14 protein-coding genes and 2 pseudogenes are annotated in these 19,121 nt (G+C 70.9%); 6 read left to right on the forward strand and 10 right to left on the reverse strand.

Annotated features, from left to right (window positions below):
- Positions 1-60 precede the first annotated feature (60 nt).
- The 3 genes from LG395_RS37370 to LG395_RS37380 are packed head-to-tail and all read right to left on the reverse strand — an operon-like array spanning position 61 to position 2,908.
- On the reverse strand, positions 61-1,281 hold the full coding sequence (locus LG395_RS37370; protein ID WP_225813468.1) for a cytochrome P450: 1,221 nt from the start codon (positions 1,279-1,281) through the stop codon (positions 61-63).
- Positions 1,278-2,684, reverse strand: a complete 1,407-nt coding sequence (locus LG395_RS37375; RefSeq protein ID WP_225813469.1) for an NAD(P)/FAD-dependent oxidoreductase — start codon at positions 2,682-2,684, stop codon at positions 1,278-1,280. Before LG395_RS37375 ends, LG395_RS37370 begins: the two co-directional genes overlap by 4 nt.
- A complete protein-coding gene (locus LG395_RS37380) occupies positions 2,681-2,908 on the reverse strand; it encodes a ferredoxin (protein ID WP_225813471.1) in 228 nt (75 codons plus the stop codon). The genes LG395_RS37375 and LG395_RS37380 overlap by 4 nt, the downstream gene beginning before the upstream one ends.
- 567 nt (positions 2,909-3,475) lie before the next feature.
- Here LG395_RS37380 and LG395_RS37385 point away from each other — a divergent pair.
- The gene (locus LG395_RS37385; RefSeq protein ID WP_225813473.1) at positions 3,476-3,955 is read left to right on the forward strand and encodes a hypothetical protein; all 480 of its coding nucleotides are present in this window, start codon (positions 3,476-3,478) and stop codon (positions 3,953-3,955) included.
- 147 nt (positions 3,956-4,102) lie between these two features.
- Here the strand turns inward: LG395_RS37385 and LG395_RS37390 are convergent.
- A pseudogene (locus LG395_RS37390) lies at positions 4,103-4,224 on the reverse strand (nucleotidyltransferase domain-containing protein); the annotation flags it as partial.
- A 385-nt stretch (positions 4,225-4,609) separates the two neighbouring features.
- Between LG395_RS37390 and LG395_RS37395 the strand changes: the two are divergent.
- Complete coding sequence (locus tag LG395_RS37395) at positions 4,610-5,476, forward strand: SDR family oxidoreductase (RefSeq protein ID WP_225813475.1); 867 nt, start codon at positions 4,610-4,612, stop codon at positions 5,474-5,476.
- Between the two features lie 48 nt (positions 5,477-5,524).
- Here the strand turns inward: LG395_RS37395 and LG395_RS37400 are convergent, their stop codons facing one another.
- Positions 5,525-6,322 carry a hypothetical protein gene (locus tag LG395_RS37400; protein ID WP_225813477.1) on the reverse strand — a complete coding sequence of 266 codons (798 nt, stop codon included), beginning with the start codon at positions 6,320-6,322 and terminating at the stop codon, positions 5,525-5,527.
- Between the two features lie 417 nt (positions 6,323-6,739).
- A complete protein-coding gene (locus tag LG395_RS37405) occupies positions 6,740-7,378 on the reverse strand; it encodes a TetR/AcrR family transcriptional regulator (protein WP_225813478.1) in 639 nt (212 codons plus the stop codon).
- Between the two features lie 122 nt (positions 7,379-7,500).
- On the opposite strand from LG395_RS37405, the gene LG395_RS37410 reads away from it, so the two are divergent.
- On the forward strand, positions 7,501-8,289 hold the full coding sequence (locus LG395_RS37410) for an SDR family NAD(P)-dependent oxidoreductase (RefSeq protein WP_225813479.1): 789 nt from the start codon (positions 7,501-7,503) through the stop codon (positions 8,287-8,289).
- A gap of 86 nt (positions 8,290-8,375) precedes the next feature.
- Positions 8,376-8,541, forward strand: a pseudogene (locus tag LG395_RS37415) (IS5/IS1182 family transposase); the annotation flags it as partial.
- Positions 8,542-8,905: 364 nt separating this feature from the next.
- On the opposite strand, the gene LG395_RS37420 reads toward LG395_RS37415, so the two are convergent.
- Positions 8,906-10,027 carry an epoxide hydrolase family protein gene (locus LG395_RS37420; RefSeq protein ID WP_225813480.1) on the reverse strand — a complete coding sequence of 374 codons (1,122 nt, stop codon included), beginning with the start codon at positions 10,025-10,027 and terminating at the stop codon, positions 8,906-8,908.
- Positions 10,028-10,730: 703 nt separating this feature from the next.
- On the opposite strand from LG395_RS37420, the gene LG395_RS37425 reads away from it, so the two are divergent.
- A complete protein-coding gene (locus LG395_RS37425) occupies positions 10,731-14,471 on the forward strand; it encodes a S8 family peptidase (RefSeq protein ID WP_225813481.1) in 3,741 nt (1,246 codons plus the stop codon).
- A gap of 195 nt (positions 14,472-14,666) precedes the next feature.
- On the opposite strand, the gene LG395_RS37430 is transcribed toward LG395_RS37425, so the two are convergent.
- Positions 14,667-15,311 (reverse strand): DUF305 domain-containing protein, encoded by a 645-nt coding sequence (locus tag LG395_RS37430; protein ID WP_225813482.1) that lies wholly within the window; start codon positions 15,309-15,311, stop codon positions 14,667-14,669.
- 54 nt (positions 15,312-15,365) lie between these two features.
- Positions 15,366-16,301: a DUF1996 domain-containing protein gene (locus tag LG395_RS37435; protein WP_372463517.1), complete on the reverse strand. Its 936-nt coding sequence runs from the start codon at positions 16,299-16,301 to the stop codon at positions 15,366-15,368.
- Between the two features lie 330 nt (positions 16,302-16,631).
- Between LG395_RS37435 and LG395_RS37440 the strand changes: the two genes are divergently transcribed.
- Positions 16,632-17,633 (forward strand): LacI family DNA-binding transcriptional regulator, encoded by a 1,002-nt coding sequence (locus LG395_RS37440; RefSeq protein WP_225813484.1) that lies wholly within the window; start codon positions 16,632-16,634, stop codon positions 17,631-17,633.
- A 667-nt stretch (positions 17,634-18,300) separates the two neighbouring features.
- Here LG395_RS37440 and LG395_RS37445 read toward each other — a convergent pair.
- Entirely contained in the window at positions 18,301-19,095 is a 795-nt protein-coding gene (locus LG395_RS37445; protein ID WP_225813485.1) for an SDR family NAD(P)-dependent oxidoreductase, read from the reverse strand.
- Positions 19,096-19,121: the final 26 nt, after the last annotated feature.

Here is a 19,121-nt window from a genome sequence, read left to right on the forward strand (position 1 = left end):
GGACACCGGCGGCACCGACCGAACGCCCCAGGCGCCGCCCGGCCGGCCTCGGTTGCCGCGTCAATCACCACCTTGCTCGACGTCCAGATGGACCGGCCCCCGGAGAACGGGGCTGGGCCGGTACGGCGGCGGATCGGCGACCAGCCTGGGGCGGTCGAGTCGGCGTACCAGCTCGGTCAGCGCGATCTGGGTTTCCCGCCGGGCCAGCGCGGCGCCGAAACAGGAGTGGATGCCGCTGCCGAAGCCCAGGTGCTGGTTGTCACGCCGATCCGGGTCGAAGCGGTCGGGATCGTGGAAGCGGTTCGGATCGCGGTTGCCGGAGGCCAGCATGAGCATGATCTGCGAGCCTTTGGGGATGACGGTGTCGGCCACGGTGATGTCGCTGTAGGCCGCCCGCCAGGGAACGATGTGCACGGGTGGCTCGTAGCGCAGTAGTTCCTCGACCAGTGGTACGACGAGGTCGGGTTGGTGACGCAGTCGTCGCAGCACCTGCGGGTGGCGCAGCAGCGTCAGCATGCCGTTGGCGATGAGGTTGACGATCGTCTCGTGGCCGGCGATGAGCAGCAGTTTGGCGGTGGCGGCGATTTCTGCGTCGGTCATCCGGCCGTCGGGCCCGTCATCGTTGGCCAGCCGGGCCAGCAGACCGTCGCCGGGCCGGCCGTGGCGCTGTTCCACCAGCCCGCCGAGGTGCCGGCGCAGGTCCTTGCGCGCCTGTACACCCTTGTCCAGCCTCTCCTTGGGGTCGGTCTCGGGGTCGTAGTCGACCGAGTTCATGATGTCGTTCACCCAGCGGTGGAACCGCCGTTCGTCCTCACGTGGAACGCCGAGCAGGTGGCAGGTCACGGTCACGGGCAACCGGCAGGCGAAATCGTCGACGACGTCGATCCGCTCCTTGCCCGCGAAATCGTCGATCAGGCTGTTCACCGTGGAGGTCAGGTCGCCTTCCATGCCGGCCACCAGCCCCGGGGTGTGCGGGGGGCCGAAGTGGCGCATCGCCATACGCCGCAGGCGATCGTGCTCGGGCGGGTCCTTCTTGATGAACGCCGTCGTGACGCCTTCCTCGAGCGCGGGCATCGGACGCGACAGGTTGCGCACGTCGGAGCTCAGGCGCGGGTCGTGCAGCAGGTCGGTGATCTCGTGATAGGTGCTGACGACGTAGCCGGCGTCCTCGTGCACCGCCACCGGGTTCTGGCGCAACTCGGCATACAGCGGGTACGGGTCGGCCCGCGCGGAGTAGTCGAAGATCCGTCGCAAGGTACCGTGCGTCCGGGCCGTGGTCATCCGGCCCTCCTCCCGCCGGTACCGGTGCACGGCCCTGACGCGGCGCTCACCCGGGTCCGGCCGGTGACGACCGCGGTGGCGCCCTGGGCGAGCAGGCCGGGGCCGGGCAGGCCGACCGGTACCGGTCGTGCGTCGGCCGGCTGGTCCGGCATGGGACAGCGTGGCGGGAAAGGCGCGGCCGTCTCGATCAACCGCCGATAGTGGTGCAGCCACTTGGCGCTGTCGAAGCTCACGGCGGCCGTGACGCGGCCCCGACAGCCGTATGCGGCGACGAACCGGTGGTCGTCCACCGATCCCTGGGTCACGACCACCTCGTCGGCGAAGGTCGGCACGCCGACGGACTTGATGTTGACGCCGAACTGGATCGACCAGAACACCGGGATCGAAAGACACGGCCGGCGGTCCGCCTCGGCGCTGACCATGTTGTGTGCCGCGACCTCGGCCTGCTCCACGGCGTTGGCCCAGTGCTCCAGTGAGATGAGCCGGTCCTCGTAGAGGGGATGCGGGCAACGTGCCACGTCCCCCGCGGCGAAGACGTCCTCGGTGGCTCGGCCACTGACATCGAGGGCGCGGCAGCCCGTGTCGCAGGCGACTCCCCACACGCCCGCCGCCAGTCCCGACCCTCGTAGCCACTCGGTGTTGCGGATGCTTCCGAGTGCCACTACCGCCACATCGGCGTCGACCGTACCGCCGTCGCCGAAGTGAGCACGGCGGAACCGCCCCCGCGCGTCGCCCTCAAGCCGGGTGACCTCGACACCGCACCGCAGGTCGACACCATGAGTGCGCTGCAAGTCGGCCGCGACGTCACCGATCACGGCACCCAGCGCCCCGGTCAGCGGTGCCGCTGCGAGTTCGGCGACCGTCACCGGCAGGCCCCGCTCACGGCAGGCGGAGGCGATCTCGCAGCCGGTGAATCCGGCCCCGATGATCAGGACGCGGGAAGGCCCGGCGGCGAGGGCTCGCCGCAGGCTCTCGGCATGCTCGCGCGTGCGCACCACGAACACCCCGTCCAGCGCCGCCTCGGACTCGACGGACCACGGCCGGGCCCGTACTCCGGTGGCGATCAGTACCCGGTCGAAGGGGACGCAGCGTCCGTCGGCGAGTCGCACGTGTTTCGTCGCGAGGTCCAGCCCGCCGGCGGGCACACCCAGCAGCCACTCCGCGTCGAGGCCGCGACGGCGGGGCAACGTGGTGCCCCCGGCCCGCACCCACCCGGTCAGTACCTGCTTGGACAGGGGAGGCCGGTCGTAGGGCTCGCCCAACTCGTCACCGATCATGGTCAACGATCCTGTGAAACCCTCGGCGCGCAGGGCCTCCGCAGCCCGCAGTCCCGCCAGTGACGCGCCGACGACCACGACGCGGCCATCGCGCTTGAACGCCCGCGGAGTGCCGGCACTGGTCACGGCGCCGACGCCTCCACCGGGGCGTCCCGTTCCTCCAGCCGGTCGACCAGAATCGCTTGGACCGGGCAGGCCGCCGCGGCGCGCAGCACAGGGCCGCGCTGGGTGTCGTCGGGGCCCGGGTCGTACATCAGCGCCTCCTCGCCGTGCATCCGGAACGCCTCCGGAGCCAGGAAGGCGCACTGTGCGTACCCTTCACACCGGGAAAGATCAACGACCACTCTCATCCCGATCTCCACGGGGGAGTGCGAACTTCAGACCCTCGAACCGGCGCCGCTCCGGCCCGAGACAAGCCTCGAAAGAGCTATGCGGTCGCCGCCTGCCGCTGCGAAGTGCGAGGGGCACCGAACTCGTCGGTCTCCAGGCAAAGACCGGACCATCGCACTTGCGGCGATCGACGTCGGAAAGACTCCACGACACTCATGTTAGGTCCCAAAACCCGCGGGGGAAGGGCGGCCTGCTCACTGGTGTCGAAGCCACGGACCATTGAAGCCCGGCGACGTACGGCTCGGTCGGTGGCCGGGGCGGGAGTCGGCGTGGCGCAGCACGGCGGAAAGGTGGCAGACCGGCTCGCGGCCCGCGGCGGACGCCCCCGCCGGCCGGCGCACCCCGGCCGCCGCATGGTTGCGCCGGACCGCACGCTGCCGTACACGCGCGGCCAGAAGGAGCGCATGGATGGCTCAACAGCTACTTGTGACGCCCCCTGCACGGCTGCCAACCTCCCGATGGGCCACTGCGGTAGCTGTGTGTCAGCGCATCGTGACATCTCGCAGTCGGCAGGAACGGCAGATGTGATGGCAAAGACCCCACGGATCATCACCACCGCACTCGTCGCCGCAACCATGCTGATCGCCGCGCCGACGGCGACCGCGGCAACACCCCACGTACAGCACCCGGCCGAGGCTGCGGCCGACACCTGCGGCCCCAGCGTCGATCCCAACACCTACATCCCGAGCAGCCGCCGCCACACCGGGCCCACCGCGAAGGCCGGAAGCGCCCGCATCCAGGTGCGCTACGGCAACAAGAAGGCCGGAGCGCCCTACTACGTGTGGGCGTCCATCACCGGCGCGAGGAGGGGCGACCCGGTCCAACTCCGGTGGGACATCGACTACGGTTCCTGGGAGGACTACGGAGTCTGTGCGGCAACGGTGCACTCCGGTACCTCGCAGAACACACGAGCCGTGAAGTACCGGCACGGCAGTGGCTGGCACCTTGAAGCCCAGGCCTGGGGCAAGCACGCGGGCCACAAGGGTTCCACCGCCTACTGGCCCTGATCGGACAACGGGCTGGCCGGCGGAGCTGGACGCCGACGAGGGCTACGACCACGACCACCCGCGCCGATGGCTCCGTCGGCGAAGCACGGCGCCGGGACCACGCGGGAGCGGATGGGCGGGATGCCGCGCACGAGCGGCTCCGGGCCCGTCGCGGTGCCGGCGGGTTTGCCGACCGACCAGGGCATCGACACCCCAGCCACCGCCATCCAGATGTCGGCGCCCGCTTTCCGCAGCAGGGCGAGGAGGGACAGTGCGTCGTCGGCCGTCATCACCCCGCGCAGGCCAGCGTCGGTCATTCGGGCCGGCGAATGGATTCGCTGACTTTCACCAGGGCGACCAGGCGCATGCTACGGATCATCCGAGGCCCGGCTCCGCCCGGCTTTCGTCCCCTCGGCGTCCATCACGTGCGGGTTGGCCTTCGGCCATGCCTCGCGTTCAGACACCGCTGCGACACGGCCCAGGAGGCGGGGTGCAGCGGGACGGGGGGCCGCACGCCGCCCGCACGGCGCGCACGTACGGCACGCGGGGCTTTCCGATGAGGTTGGATGCGCGCCGCCCGTGCTTCCGCGCGCCCCTACTGGCCGGAACAGGAAGCTGCCACCATCGCCCTGCGCGGCTCGGCACCGCGGCCACGGACACGGCGACGGGGGACGCATGACGCGGCGATGGCTGGTGACAGGATGCTCTTCAGGGCTCGGGCGGGCGCTGGCGGGCGCCGCCGCCCAGGCCGGCGACCTGGTGATCGCCACCGCCCGCAGGCCCGCCAGCCTGAACGACCTGGCCGACCGGTACCCGGACCGGGTGTCGGCGGTGGCGTTGGACGTGTGCGACGCCGAGCAGTGCGAAGCGGCGGTCGCCCACGCGGTCGATCGCTTCGGCGGCGTCGACGTGCTGGTGAACAACGCCGGGGCAGGACTGTTCGGCGCGGTCGAAGAGGTATCCGACGAGGAACTACGGGCGCAACTCGAGGTGCTGACTGTCGCGCCGTGGCGACTCACCCGCCTGGTCCTCCCCCTGATGCGCCGTCAGGGTCACGGACACGTCGTCAACGTCTCCTCGATCGCCGGACGGATGGGGCTGCCGGGCCTGTCGGCGTATGTGACGGGCAAGTACGCGCTGGAAGGGATGAGTCAGGCCCTGGCGGCGGAAGTCGCGCCCTTCGGCATCCGGGTGCACGCCGTCGAGCCCGGCGGATTCGCCACCCGCTACGGCACCTCGCTGACCGAGGCCGCCGGCCGCATCGAGGCCTATGCGCAGAGCACGGGAGAGGTCGAGGCAGGCCTGCGGGGCATGCCAGGCAACCCCGGGCTGAGCCGGCCCGCAGTCTTCGCCCGCCACGTCCTGCGCCTGGTGGCGTCGCCCACGGCACCACTGCGCGTACCGATCGGCGCGGACGCCTACGACTTCCTTGAGGCGGTCGAGGCCGCGGCCCGCGCCGAGTTGGCGGCCGCGCACGCCTTCGTCCACGACCCCGCCGAGCGCGCGGGGGAAGACGCCGCACCCGTGACGCCCACCGGGTGACGACGGTGCCCGGTGAGTGGTGCGATCGGGTGGTCCGCGGGCGGTCGTTCAGAGCGTGAGCACCGGTCGCGTGGAGAAGTCCTCGTACATGTCCTCTCCGTCCGGCCCGTACACGAACTCGGCCATGCCGGGGTTGCGGTTGGCGGTCGCCAGGGGAAGCCAGGCCAGTAGGTGGCCGTAGCCGCCACACACCGACTCGCCCCCGTCGCCGCCGTGGACTGCGGTGACATCGCTGGTCAGTTCGGCGCGGTAGGTGTCGTAGGCGATGTGCAGACCGAAGGCGTTCAGCTCGTTGTGCGGGCCGGTGTCGTCCCCGTAGGGGATGCGGTCGAGGGCACAGTCGTCGCCCCACCGGAACAGGGTGTCCGACCCGGCGCCGCAGGCGTGCTCCCACTCGTCGGAGCTCGGCATCCGCAGACCACGGACGGAGAGGGCAGCCGGCATGTCGGCCGGCGGTTCCGTCAGGTTCTCGTCCTCCACGGCCATGAGGACGGTGGCCAGGTGAACGCTGCGGCGAGCGCTGAGGGTCCGCTCGAGGTGGGTGCGCAGATCGGGCCCGTAACCGTAGCCCTGCTCCAGGCTCCCGGCGTAGTCGGCGGCCTGCCGCGCGGTCGGCTTCCAGGTATCGGCGTCGAAGCCCAGGGACACCCGGCCTCCGGGTATCAGGGCGAACTCCTGCCCTTCCCGCTCGATCCGGACGCGGTGCAGCGGGGCACCGAGATGTTCCGTGGCCTCGACGAGCGACACCCGGCCGCCCACGTGGTCGGCGGCATTCTGGGCGATCCGCCGGGCGGTGACCTCGTCGAAGGTCCGCCACAGGTCGAGAGTGAGATCAGCGAGCGACATGGCCGGCAGTCTGGCACGCGCCACTGACAGCAACGCGGGCAGACGGCCGCGTTTGGCCGGGCAGGACAGGACGGTAACGCCTCAGGTGTTCTACGCCGGCCCCGGGCGCAAGAGACTCATGACGAAGAGCGTCGAGGACGGCCTCTCCGCCCATGCCCGAGCCGTCGGCGGACCGCTCGCTCACCAGCGTGAAGCTCGGCGACTGGCCGGCCCGCGAGCTCACCGTGCCGGTCGAAGAGGCTCACTGACGAGGACCGGCGTGGGATGGCCGTTTTGTGCGGTCCGGCCCCGCTGCATCGCGTTGATCCCGATGCACCCTCGCCGTCGACGATGTGAGCGAAGGTGGACTCGACGGGAGTCGAGGCCGGCCGTGGAAGTTAGGTGGGTGGTCACGGGCGCGATGGGCTGCCTCATGTCTCAGGCGCCGTGAGTCCCGTCCGCGCCGTATCGGGCCAGCATGGTCAGCACCGCTTGGTCGACCGCGTTGGCGATGGCGGAGTCGTCGGGCTCCCACCGTGCGAGCAGCATGCGCGGCCAGAACACGTAGTTGGAGATCATCCCGAGGAACTGGGTCGCCGCCGTCTCCGCGTCGTCAAGCCGGGCTGTGCCGGCGGCGTTCTCCGCCGCCAGGTAGCGGCGGACCGATTCGAAGTAGGGCATCTTGCCGAGCTTGAACTGGGTCTCGCCGAGCTCGGGGAAGCGCGGTACCTCGGCGATGACGATGCGGAAGAGGGCGGCCATGCCGGGCTGGGTGAGAAGCGCCACGTATCGGTGTCCGATGGTCTCGAGCCCCGCGCGGAGGTTTCCCGGTTCCGGGAGAGGCGCCTCCCCGTCGTCGACCTTCCAGTATTCGGTGACGATCGCCTCGAACAGGGCCGCCTTGGTGGAGAACTGCTTGAAAAGCGTCGCCCTCGACACTCCGGCCGCCTCGGCGATGCGGGCCAGCGAGGTGCCGTCGTAGCCGGAGTCGAGGAACAGCTTCGTCGCTGCCTCGATGATGGAGGTCCGCTTCTGCGCTGCCACGCGCCGGTGGTATTCCGAAGGCTGTGCCGTCATGCCCTCCAGTATGCCTCCCGCAGCGAGGTGAGTCACTTGACTCACCTCAGCTCCGCCGCCTACCTTGAGAGAGGAGGTGAGTCACTCGGCTCACCATCAAGGCGAGCCTGGAAGGATGCACCATGGGACGCTTCGAGGGTCAGACCGTCCTCGTCACGGGCGGCAGTGGGGGCATGGGCAGTAGTCATGTGAGGGGCTACCACGCCGAGGGGGCGAACGTCGTCATCGCCGGCCGCGACGACGACGCAGGCCGCGATCTCGCCGCTCAGCTCGATCACCGGGCTCTGTCCGTTCACCTGGATGTCGCCAGCGAGGACGACTGGGCGGCGGTGGTGCGAGAAGTCGAAGGCCGCTTCGGGCCGATCACCATCCTGGTCAACAACGCGGGCGTCCAGAACCCGGCGGCCCCCATCGAGCACACCGAACTCCGCATCTGGGAGCACACCTTCAGCGTCAACGTCACCGGCCAGTTCCTCGGCATCAGGGCCGTGGCCCCATCGATGCGCAGGGGCGGTGGCGGAACCATCGTCAACATCGCCTCGACCATGGCCCACGTCGGCACGGCCTTCTACGCTCCCTACACCGCCAGCAAGTGGGCCGTGCGCGGGCTGACCAGGACGGCCGCGCTGGAGCTGGGGCGGGACAACATCCGGGTCAACTCCATCCACCCCGGCGTCGTCTCCACACCGCTGATCAACGAGCCCACCGTCGCGGGTCAGCCGGCCGTCGCCGACTTCTACTCACCTGATCCCTTCGCCATCCCCCGCCTCGCCGAACCCGACGAGATCACCCGCCTGTTGCTCTTCATCACCTCCCAGGACGCGTCTTTCGCCACGGGCTCGGAATTCGTCCTGGACGGGGGCCTGCTGCTCGGCCCCGCACTCCAACCCGAAGTCGGCACCGCAGCTTGAGCCGGCATCGCGGTACGGAGTGCGCAGTCGCGGGCGCCCATCTTGTTCGAGGCGGAAGCGATCCTGCCTTGCGATGATGACGGGCTGTGGCAGTCGTGAGCACGACGTCCGAGCCGTCCTGGACAGCTCCGTTCACCGGGCTGAGCCCGCGCTGCTTCGGCAGGCCGGTGACCGTGTCGCGACGGGAGAGCGGATGCGGCGCGGCGGGGCCGTCCGTGGACTCCACCGCCGGAAGACCGCACGCCGCTCGTGACAACGTAGCGGCGATCCGGGGCCCCACCTCGCCGCCCCCGCTCTGCCCGAGCAGGGACAACCGCTCCGGTGCCACCTCGGGCCGCTGCCGGAGCAGCAGGACCGCGGCGAGTACCTGCCCCAGGCACTCGCCGCGGTCCTGGTGAAGTCCGATGGCAGACGATCCGGGTGCGCGAAGGTGGCTTCGTCGAAGCGCCACACGGTCACCTGTCGGGAGGCGAGCCCCCAGGCGAGGTCCGTGTGGCGCTCGCTGGGCGCCGGTGTCGTGGTTCCGCTGGAGCGCCGGGGCGGGTATGACCTGGCACGCCGGCCTTTCGGGCCGGCGGCCGGCTTGCGGGTTCGGCCGGCACACAGGCCCTGGCGTTCAGAGGGCCGCGAACCCCTGCCGCGCGAGGTCGACTGCCGTGCGGACGCCGGTGGCGTACTCCGACGGGCACTCCCAGGCCGCGAAGTGACCACCGGCCGCCTCCTCGGTCCAGGAGCGGACGTCGAAGAAGCGTGCCGCGAACTCGCGCGGGGCGTTGACCAGGTCCTTCGGGAAGATCGTGAACGCCGTCGGGACGTCGATGCGTCCGGTCGGTTTCTCCGCGCTCTCGGCGTACGGGGTGAAGGAGGTGCCGATGGCGCCGCTGACCCAGTACGCGGTGATCCAGGTGAGCAATTCGTCCCGGTCGAACACCGCTTCCACATCACCGCCGCAGTCGGTCCACGCCCGCAGTTTCTCCAGGATCCAGGCCGCCAAGCCCGCGGGCGAGTCACCGAGCGCCACCGCCAACGTGTGCGGTCTGGTGGCCTGTTCGTGCATGTAGCCGCCCTCCGTGGCTTGCCAGTGATGACCGCGCCGGACGTAGGCCCGCTCCGCGTCGGACAGGTCCTGCGGCGGGTCCACCAGGAAGCGGTACTGCGACACATCGGTCAGGTGCAGGGCGGCCACGCGGTCGGGGTGCGCAGCGGCCAGCGCCTCGGCGACATCACAGCCCACATCGCCCGCGGACACGACGTACCGTTCGTAGCCGAGCTCGGTCATCGCGTTCGCGATCGCTTCGGCCATGTCCCCGGACGACATGCCCCGGGCGGCCACGGGCGCGGCGAACGGAAAGCCCGGCAGGGCCGGGACGATCACGTGGAGGTCGGACAGCAGGGGCCAGACCTTCTCGAACCGCAGGACGGAGTCGGGCCAGCCGTGGAGGAGCACCACCGCCACCGCGTCGGTGCGCGCCGCTCGCAGATGGACCGCCCGCACCGGTGCGTCGGCCCGGCCGGCCAGGGCCCAGGGCAGGCTGCGGATCCGGGCTTCGTGCGTGCGCCAGTCGTAGGAGCGGGCCCAATAAGAGATCAGGTCCGCGAGGGGGTCGCCGTCGACACCGCGCGCCCATCCGAACCCGGCGGGGACGTCGATCCGGCGGTAGCTGCGCAGGCGCGCGCGCAGATCCTCGAGTACCGACTCCTCCACGACTGGTGGAGTGGCGTGCTCCGTGCTGATCATGCCCGGTCGTCCTCTCGTTCGTCCGAAACGACAGTGGTGGCCGCATCCCGGCGATGTTCCCGGGACGCCTTTCCCAGGACAACTACCCGCAGGGCGTGAACGGTGACGAACGACCTCCCCGGCGCGGACCGTGACCTTGGGGGACCGACCAGTTCGGGTGGGGTAAACGAGTCCGGGCCGAGGTGGAAACCCGGTGACCACCGCAACGGACATGCCCCGCCGGCCACATCCCGCCACCGGACGGCCAGGAGCTCGCGTCCGCGCTACCGGACGGCCTACAGCTCGCGTTCGCGGTGGCCCCGGGGCGCCGGACGGCCTACAGCTCGCGTTCGCGGTGGCCCCGGGGCGCCGGACGGCCTACAGCTCGCGTTCGCGGTGGCCCCGGGGCGCTACAGGTCGTCCACGCCGCACGCCGGGCCAGGGCACGCCTTCCGCACTCGACACACGGTGTCGTGCCGCGCTCGGCCCGCCGGGCACGGCACGCTCCCATACGTGTGCGGGTGACCGAACAAACCCCGGCCCCGCCCAGGGCCACACCCCCGGCTCAACCCGCGCCGTGTTAACACCAGTTATCCAAGGGCTTTACATGCCTGCCGGAAGATGGTCGGATGCCACCGATCACGATCATGGAGGACATGTGCCCGTCCCTTTCTCCCGAATATGTACAACATCGGCCGCTGCGTTGCTCCTTGCCGCCCTCGGTGTGCCGACAGCAGCCCACGGCGCCGACCCCCCAGCCCCTGCCGCCGTCTCCCCGACGGAACACAGCGAGTCACACGGCGCGCCCCTCACCATCACGCTGATCACCGGCGACCGGATCACGGTGACCCGAGGACCGGGCAACGCCGTGTCGGTGCAAGGCGTCCAACGCCCACCGGGAGCCGCCGGCTCGGTGCGGGTCACCGTGGAGAACGGTGACACGTATGTGTACCCGGACGAAGCCATGGCCTACATCGCGACCGGCGGACTCGACCGGCAGCTCTTCAACGTCACCCAGCTGATCACCCAGGGCTACGACGACGCACACACCAGCGCCCTCCCCCTGATCATGACCCGCGCGCAGGGCACCGCCACGGCCAGGACCGGCAGCGGCACCGGCCTGCCGGGCGCCCGGACCACCGCGCAACTCCCCGCCATCCGGGCGCAGGCCGTGCGCGCCCAGCGCACGAAGGCCGCCGCCTTCTGGACGGCCCTCACCGCCACCGCGAACCCCGACGCCCAGCGGTCCGCCGACGGCGGCGCCACCCCGTCGTTCACCGCCGGCGTCGGCAAGGTGTGGCTCGACGCCAAGGCCCACGCCGACCTGGCCGACACCACCGCACAGATCGGCGCTCCCCAGGCCTGGTCCGCCGGCGGCACCGGCGCCGGGGTGCGGGTCGCCGTACTGGACTCCGGCGTCGACACCACCCACCCCGACCTCGCCCCGCGCATCATCGGCACACGGAGCTTCGTCCCGGGTGAGGACGTCATCGACCACAACGGCCACGGCACCCACACCGCCTCCACCGTCGCCGGAACCGGCGCCGCGTCCGGCGGCAAGGAACGAGGCGTCGCCCCCGGCGCCGACCTGCTCGTCGGCAAGGTGCTCGACAACTCCGGCTCCGGCGCGATGTCACAGATCATCGCGGGCATGGAGTGGGCGGCCCGCACCGAGCACGCCAAGGTGATCAACATGAGCCTGGGCACACCGGTCTGGCACACCCAGGACGACCCCCTGAGCCAGGCGGTCAACCAGCTCAGCGCGGAGACCGGGGCCCTCTTCGTCATCGCCGCGGGCAACACCGGCAACAACCCCTACAGCGTGAGCTCACCGGGTACCGCCGACGCCGCCCTCACCGTCGGCGCGGTCGACGCCTCCGACCAGCTCGCCGGGTTCTCCAGCACCGGCCCGCGGCAGAACGACGACGGCCTCAAGCCCGACATCACCGCACCCGGCGTCGACGTACTGGCCGCGCGGTCGCAGTACTCGCAAGGCGGCGAAGGCTACTACCGCACCGACAGCGGCACCTCCATGGCAGCCCCGCACGTCGCCGGCGCGGCCGTCCTGCTCGCCCAGAAACACCCGCAGTGGACCGGTGCGGACATCAAGAACGCGCTGATGAGCACCAGCACGCCGACCCCCGCCTACAGCCCCTACCAGGCAGGTGCCGGCCGTGTCGACGTCGCCGCCGCCTACCTGAACGACCACATCATCGCCAGCGGCTCGGTGGACGCCGGACTCGTCCGCTGGTCGGCGGACCACCAGCACGCGCCGGTCGAGCGGCACCTCACCTATCGCAACACCACCGGCCACGCCGTCACGCTCGCCCTCTCCGTCGACCCCGGCACCTCGCCCGCCGGAGTGTTCACACCGGCCGCCTCCCACGTCACCGTGCCGGCCCACGGCACCTCCACGGTCGGTCTCCTCGCCGACCCGAAGGGGCTGGCACCGGGACAGTACGGCGCACAGGTCGTCGCCCGCTCCGCGACGGGTGCCGTCCACACGGTCGTGGGCATGTCCGTCGAGTCCGAGAAGTACGACCTGACGGTCCACCTCAAGGACCGGCACGGCAAGCCCGTGGACAACGATGTCGAGATCACCGGCGCGGACGGACGCACCACCGTCATGTGGGTACCGCACGGAACGCTCACCACCCGCCTGGCCCCCGGCTCGTACACGATCGTCTCCACCCTGGACGTCGAGGGACGCCACGGCCCCCACTCCCTCGGCTACGCCGTGCTGACCGACCCCGAACTCGACCTGACCGGCGACCGGGACGTCGTCCTCGACGCCTCCCGCATCCGCCGGATCAAGGTGGACACCCCCAAGCCCACATCCGTCACCACCAGCAGGATCGACCTGTTCCGCTCCTTCACCTCGAACACCCCGTCACCCGGCGACGGACAGGCCCTGCACGAGATCCTCATGCCCTCGGCCGCCTACGACAGCCTGTGGGCGCTGCCGACCAAGGGACGGGTGAAGAAGGGCAGCTTCGTCTTCACCACCCGCATCCGCGCCGAACAGACCCCCCTGAGGATCACCTACCGCGGCGGGCACACCCTCGACGACACTCTGCTGACGCAACCCGGAAGCCACCCCTTCCCGGACGGCACCACCCACGTCGAAGCCGTCTTCGCCGGCACCGGCACGACCGCCGAGTACGCCGGCCTCGACGCCCGCGGCAAGGCCGTCGTCGTCCGGCACAGCACCGAGGTGACCGCCACCGACCAGGCCGCCGCGGCACACACCGCGGGCGCGGCGATGCTCCTCGTCGTCAACGACGGCGACGGCCGCGGACTCGACTGGTACGGCGACCCGGACGGCAGGACGGCCGGACAGCTCCCCGTCACCTCGCTCACCCAGGACGAGGGCGAGGATCTGATCAGCGGCATCCACGACGCGGGCCGAAAGCGGCTGAAGCTGGCCGTCCAGGCACACCCGTCGCCCGCCTACCTGTACGACCTGGCCGACTACCACCAGGGTGGCGTGCCGGACGACCCGTCCGCGAAGACCGATCCCGGCAGCCTCGCGCGCATCGACGACACCTTCGCCCCGCCGGCCGGCAAGCAGGTCACCGAGAGCCGCGAGGACAGCCCGCCGTACGAGTACTGGCCGGCCGCCTACCCCTACGCCGGGTTCGGCATGACACGCGTGCCGCCCTTCCCGCGCGAGCCGGTCGCCGCGGGCCACCGCACCGACTGGGTGTCCGCCGGGAACGGCGTCAAGTGGCAGCAGTACGCGGCCGTCGACGGCTGGTCGACCTTCACCGACGTCGTCGGCTACCGTCCGGGCAGCGTCCACGACGAGCACTGGTTCGGACCCGTCGTCCGGCCACGCATGGTCGGTTTCGAGGTGCCGCACCGGGTCGGCAACGCCATGGGCGGCACGCTCGCGGGCTTCGGCGACGGAGGATCCGCCCACAGCGGCGACACCAGCCTGATGACACGCAGCTTCGCGCTCTACCAGGGGGACACCCTGCTGGTACGGAACGGAGCCCGGCCGGACTTCGGCGTGGGCGACCTGCCGCCGCAGACACTGCCGTACCGGCTCGTCGCCGACACCCGGTCCGACAGCGACGTCCTGCCGTACTCCAGGACCACCCACACCGAGTGGACCTTCCACTCCGGCACCGCCGACGACCAGGCCCTCCCACTCGTCCAGCTCGACTACGGCACGGACGTGGACCTCGCCGGGCGCGCCAAGCGCACCTCGCCGTTCTCCGTCCAGCCCGTCGTCCTCGGCGGCGCCGCCACCGACGACACCGTCACCACGGTCCGCCTCGACATCTCCTACGACGACGGGGCGACCTGGCACCGGCAGGAACTGAAGCGGAACAAGGACACCTGGCAGACCCTGCTGCACGCGCCGTCCCGGGCCGACTACGTGTCCTTCCGTGTCACCGCCGAGCAGCGCGACGGCGACGGCGTCACCCAGACCGTCATCCGTGCCCTCGGCCTCCGCTGACCCCCATGCCACGGCCCGTGCCCCACGCCCCCCGGCGTGGGGCACCAGCGGAACGCGCCGCGGCGGTCGTGTGTCCCTTCGTCCGGATGCGACGAGCGACGGCGACACGTCCGGACGGGGGTGCCGCTCCTGCGTCCGCGAACCCTGGTGTCCGCGCTGGGGGTTGAGCGGACCGACGACGGCAAAGTGAGCTGATCACTCGCCGGGAGCGGCAGGCATGCGGCGCTGGGCGTCGGATGCGGAGGTCCCCACACTCAGCGCGACCCGCTTCACCTCCGGATCGGCGTCTGCCTTCCGCACGCTCGTCGCGAGCATCCGTTTCTGCTTGAGGTGCTCACCCAGCGCGGACCGCAGAAGGCGGTCGAACCGCGAGCCACGGGCGGTCTCCAGCGCCCGCAGCTCGCGTGCGCTGACCATGCCCGGCATCTCGTGACCCGCGTGGGGGTTGTCGTCGGGTATGCCGGCTTTGGCCAACAAGGCCCGCTGGGTGCCGAGTTCGGCGCGGTGACCCTCGGCGGTGTCGTCCGCCCAGTCCAGCAGGCCCTTGTCGGCGGTCCGGCCCCGTGCCAGCCGCAGGATGTGGTGCGCTTGATCGTCCATGGCGATCATCAGCTGGATCCAGCCGATGTCCGTGGCGTTGAGGCCGCCGTCAGCGGTGGCGGCGCCGCCCTGGTTCTGCCCGGCTCCGTGAGCCGAGGCATGCGGTGCGGCGGTCGTCGTCGCGCTCGCGGGCGGGACGGGCGGCTGTGGGGAACCGGTGCACCCCGGCACGGTCAGAGCGCACAGCAGAGCCGCGGCGAGCAACGTCGCCCTCGGTGCGCCGGCCGCGGCATCTGCCATGTCTGCTCCTCTACCTCATCACTGTGGGACGGTCGGTGCGTGAGCGGTCAGCGGTCAGGACGGATTGCCGTCCGCTCCGCACTTGACGATGGCGTTGATGCAGTTGGCGACCCTGCGGGCGAGCTCGTTCTCGGGCCAGGCGTTGAAGAAGTCGCCGTGCATGGTGTAGCCGGGTCCGGAGGCCAGTCGCAGGCCCTGGGTGCTTCCGGAGACGGGATAGCGCAGGACCTGGCGGAGCTTGGGCACGGGCACCGGGTGGCTGGCCGGGCACGCGCCGTTGACCGGGTAGGCCATGTGGCTCTTGTGGTCGGCGGAGTCGAGGTCCTTGCCGTTCCAGCACTGCGGGAAGTCGAGGTACGACTCCAGCATCGAGCCCGCGGGGCAGGTGACGAAGTCCTTGGAGGGGTTGACCTCACCGTGGTGCAGGCAGGACCAGCGGGCCACCGACGTGGGGTCGTCGATGCCTGTGGCCTTGGCGTTGCCGGCCACGATCCGCAGGCCTTGCGGGAAGGGCCGGATGCGCTGGATGACGTCGTCCCGCACCCCTTCGCCGAGGTAGTAGAAGGTGGTGCCGGTGGGCTCGACGGGCTGGTCGTCGCGGTACATCGTCGGGACCCAGTACGACGACGAGTCGATAGCCGGGTTGCAGGTGGAGGAGGAGCCCAGCAGATCGGTCACGTCGGTGTGCGCGTTCGTCACATGGCTGCCGAAGAAGCTGTGCATGTGGGAGGCGCCGGGCAGGCCGGGGAAGACGATCGGGTCGTCCGGGAGCCGGTGACTGTACGGGCACTCCGCGAGGAACTCCGCGACACGGACCACCTGGGCGCCCTGGGGAGCGGCCTCGATCTTCGTGGTCTGCGGTCCGTTGGCGGTGGAGGCGGTGCCGCTGTACCAGGTGGCGAGTATGAGGCCGAGTGCTGCCAGGGCAGTCAAGCAGGCGCTTCGTGCACGGGAACGCCCTGTGGGCGGGGAAGGGGAACGGTTGAGCACGGCATTCCTCCTAGGGAAGCGGTGGGGGTGCTCTGTTCCGGGACCGGTTCCGGAACCGGTCCCGGTCCTTACCGTGAGTGAAGCGACGTGTCATGGTGCCGTCAATACTTCGCGCAATCCGGGATCCGGCGAGCTTCACCGCCTTCAGGAGTTGACGGGTCCGTCGTCCCCCGGGTCATGGTCGCCGGACGCCCGTCGGGGCCGGGCACCGTCCGGGCCTGGTCCGCGACGTCAGGGTGTTGACATCGCGGCGACGCCGCTGTTTCACTCGGCGTCACACGGGTGGTCCTGCTGCCGGTCACGGCGTGTCCCGCGCGGCGGAGGTGTGCGGTGCGTATCACCATCGCGGACGTGGCCCGAGCGGCCGGCGTGAGCAAGACGACCGTTTCCCGGGTCCTCAACACCCGCGGTGACGTGGATCGTTCGACCGCCGCTCGCGTCCGCGAGGTCATCGACCGGCTGGGGTACGTGCCCAGTTCGGGTGCGGTGGGTCTGGCCCGCGGGCAGAGCCGTACCGTCGGCATGCTGGTGCCGTCGCTGACCTGGCCGTGGATGGGCGAAGTCGTCCAAGGAGTCGTCGATACGGTGGAGGCGGCCGAGTTCGGGTTGCTGCTGTTCACGTGTAATCGCGGCGCGGACTCGGTCGAACGGTTCACCAGCCAGGTCTTCGCGGGAGCTTTCGACGGACTGCTGGCCGTGGAGCCGGAGAACACCCTGGCGATGCTGACAGCCCTTCACCGTAGAGGGCTCCCGGTCGTTCTGATCGACGACCGCGGCCGTCATCCCGAGTTCCCTCACGTCACCGCCGCGAACCTCGAGGGAGGAGCCTCGGCTGCCCGGCACCTGCTGGCCGTGGGACGGCGTAGACCGCTCGTCCTCACGGGACCGCTGCGTTTCGGCTGCGTACGCGACCGGCTCGACGGCTTCCGCGCGGCCTTCGCCGAGAGTGGCCACCCGCTCGAAGCGGCGCTCGTCGTCGAGAGTGACTTCACGGAGGCGGGCGGACGAGAGGCGGTACGTCACCTGCTGGAACAGGGCCCCGACTTCGACGCCGTCTTCGCCCATAACGATCTCGCGGCCATGGGCGCCATGGCCGCCCTGCGCGCCGCGGGGCTGCGGGTACCGGAGGACGTCGCCATCGTCGGCTTCGACGACATCCCGATGGCCCGCCTGACCCAGCCCCCGCTCACGACCGTACGACAGCCGATGCGGGAGATGGGCGAGTTGGCGGCACGCATGCTCCTCGCCCGCCTGACGGACACGGAGGCCCCCGGCCCGGTCGCTGAACTTCCGACGTCGGTCGTCATCCGCCAGTCGACGGTCAACAGCTGAGCGCCGGCTACCGAACGGCCGCAACCGCTTCGGTCGTCGCCGGGAAGAAGCAAGAAGCCGACGTGGCCGGGCCGGCGCCCGCACACTGGCCCGGTGGTCGGGCGTCCCATGGGAGGTCGATGTGCTCGGCGAGGGCGCGGTCGACGGCCGTTCGGGGTTCGGGGACCGGGAGGAGGCGGCCCACCTTCCCTGATGCGCAGGGCGGCGAGCTGAGCGGCGGGCAGCCGCCCCACCGTGCGGCTGCCCGCCAGGCGTGCCGGCGCGGCGCCCCCGGCGGGGACGTTGCGACCGGACTCGGGGACCGGCCGCGACGCCCCTGCCCGGAGGACATGCACGACGGGCGTGATCATGTGCGACTGCTTCCGCCGGCCGAATCGGCCCGGACGGTCGAGCCGCACCGGGAATGCCCGGCGGACAGGTGTGGTTGAACCGTGCGTCATGGTGAAGGGGACAGTGTCCCCGGGCCTCATCCATCGCATGCGAGGACGATCGTCCGGCTGAAGCCTCGCATTGCCTTTCGCCGCGTAGGCGACCGCCCTTCACCATCACACCCCTTCGGGGGTTCCGCCCCGGCCGGCTCGCTGGCCGGGGTTCGGTGCGTCAGTCCCTTCTCGGCGGCACACCCGGCGGAGCGGGAGACGACGCGAGCGGGTGTGCCGTCCGGGTGTCACGGGACGAGAGAGGTGAGGGTGCCTCCTTCGACCTTCAGTGCCGCGCCGGTGGTGGCCGAGGCCCGGTCGGAGCTGGTGAAGAGGATGAGGTCGGCGACCTCGGAGGGCTCGATCAGCCGCTGGATCAAGGACGTCGGGCGGAAGCGGGCGATGAACTCGCGCTGCGCGGCGTCGAAGGACTCCGCCTCGGGGATGAGGGCGGTGATGTATTCCTCGATGCCTTCGGTGTGGGTGGGTCCGGGCAGTACCGAGTTGACGGTGACACCGGTGCCAGCCGCGGCCTTGGCCAGGCCGCTGGCCACCGCCAGCAGGGCGGTCTTGGTCACGCCGTAGTGGACCATGTCCAGGGGTGTGTCGATGGCCGTCTCGCTGGAGACGAACACGACGCGCCCGAAACCGCGCGCCATCATGCCCGGCATGTACTGGCGGGCCAGGCGTACGCCACTGAGGACGTTGACCTCGAAGAAGCGACGCCACTCCTCGTCGGGGATCTCCAGAACCGGGGTCGAGGCGAAGATGCCGGTGTTGTTGACCAGGACATCAACCTGCGGGACCGCCTCCAGCAGCGCCTGAGCGCCTTCGGCGGTGGCGACGTCCGCGGCGGCGGTGACGATGTCGGCGCCGGGAACGCGCTCGCGGATGCCATCGGCCGCCGCCTCCAGGCGGGCCTTGTCGCGGCCGTTGAGGACCGTACGGGCCCCGGCCCGAGCGAACGCCTCAGCGGTGGCCAGGCCGATTCCCAGCGTCGATCCGGTGATCAAAGCGGTACGGCCGGTGAAGTCGATCTGCATGGTGTTTCCCTGGATGAGTGCGGCGG

It is taken from the genome of Streptomyces spinosus, from assembly GCF_020400655.1.
Taxonomy (GTDB): domain Bacteria; phylum Actinomycetota; class Actinomycetes; order Streptomycetales; family Streptomycetaceae; genus Streptomyces; species Streptomyces argyrophylli.

Bases quoted from the DNA above. Each gene is read 5' to 3' on its own strand.
- LG395_RS37380 (WP_225813471.1), bottom strand. From the start codon at position 2,908: ATGAGAGTGGTCGTTGATCTTTCCCGGTGTGAAGGGTACGCACAGTGC.
- LG395_RS37445 (WP_225813485.1), bottom strand. From the start codon at position 19,095: ATGCAGATCGACTTCACCGGCCGTACCGCTTTGATCACCGGATCGACG.
- LG395_RS37385 (WP_225813473.1), top strand. From the start codon at position 3,476: ATGGCAAAGACCCCACGGATCATCACCACCGCACTCGTCGCCGCAACC.
- LG395_RS37400 (WP_225813477.1), bottom strand. From the start codon at position 6,322: ATGTCGCTCGCTGATCTCACTCTCGACCTGTGGCGGACCTTCGACGAG.
- LG395_RS37430 (WP_225813482.1), bottom strand. From the start codon at position 15,311: ATGGCAGATGCCGCGGCCGGCGCACCGAGGGCGACGTTGCTCGCCGCG.
- LG395_RS37395 (WP_225813475.1), top strand. From the start codon at position 4,610: ATGACGCGGCGATGGCTGGTGACAGGATGCTCTTCAGGGCTCGGGCGG.
- LG395_RS37405 (WP_225813478.1), bottom strand. From the start codon at position 7,378: ATGACGGCACAGCCTTCGGAATACCACCGGCGCGTGGCAGCGCAGAAG.
- LG395_RS37370 (WP_225813468.1), bottom strand. From the start codon at position 1,281: ATGACCACGGCCCGGACGCACGGTACCTTGCGACGGATCTTCGACTAC.
- LG395_RS37410 (WP_225813479.1), top strand. From the start codon at position 7,501: ATGGGACGCTTCGAGGGTCAGACCGTCCTCGTCACGGGCGGCAGTGGG.
- LG395_RS37420 (WP_225813480.1), bottom strand. From the start codon at position 10,027: ATGATCAGCACGGAGCACGCCACTCCACCAGTCGTGGAGGAGTCGGTA.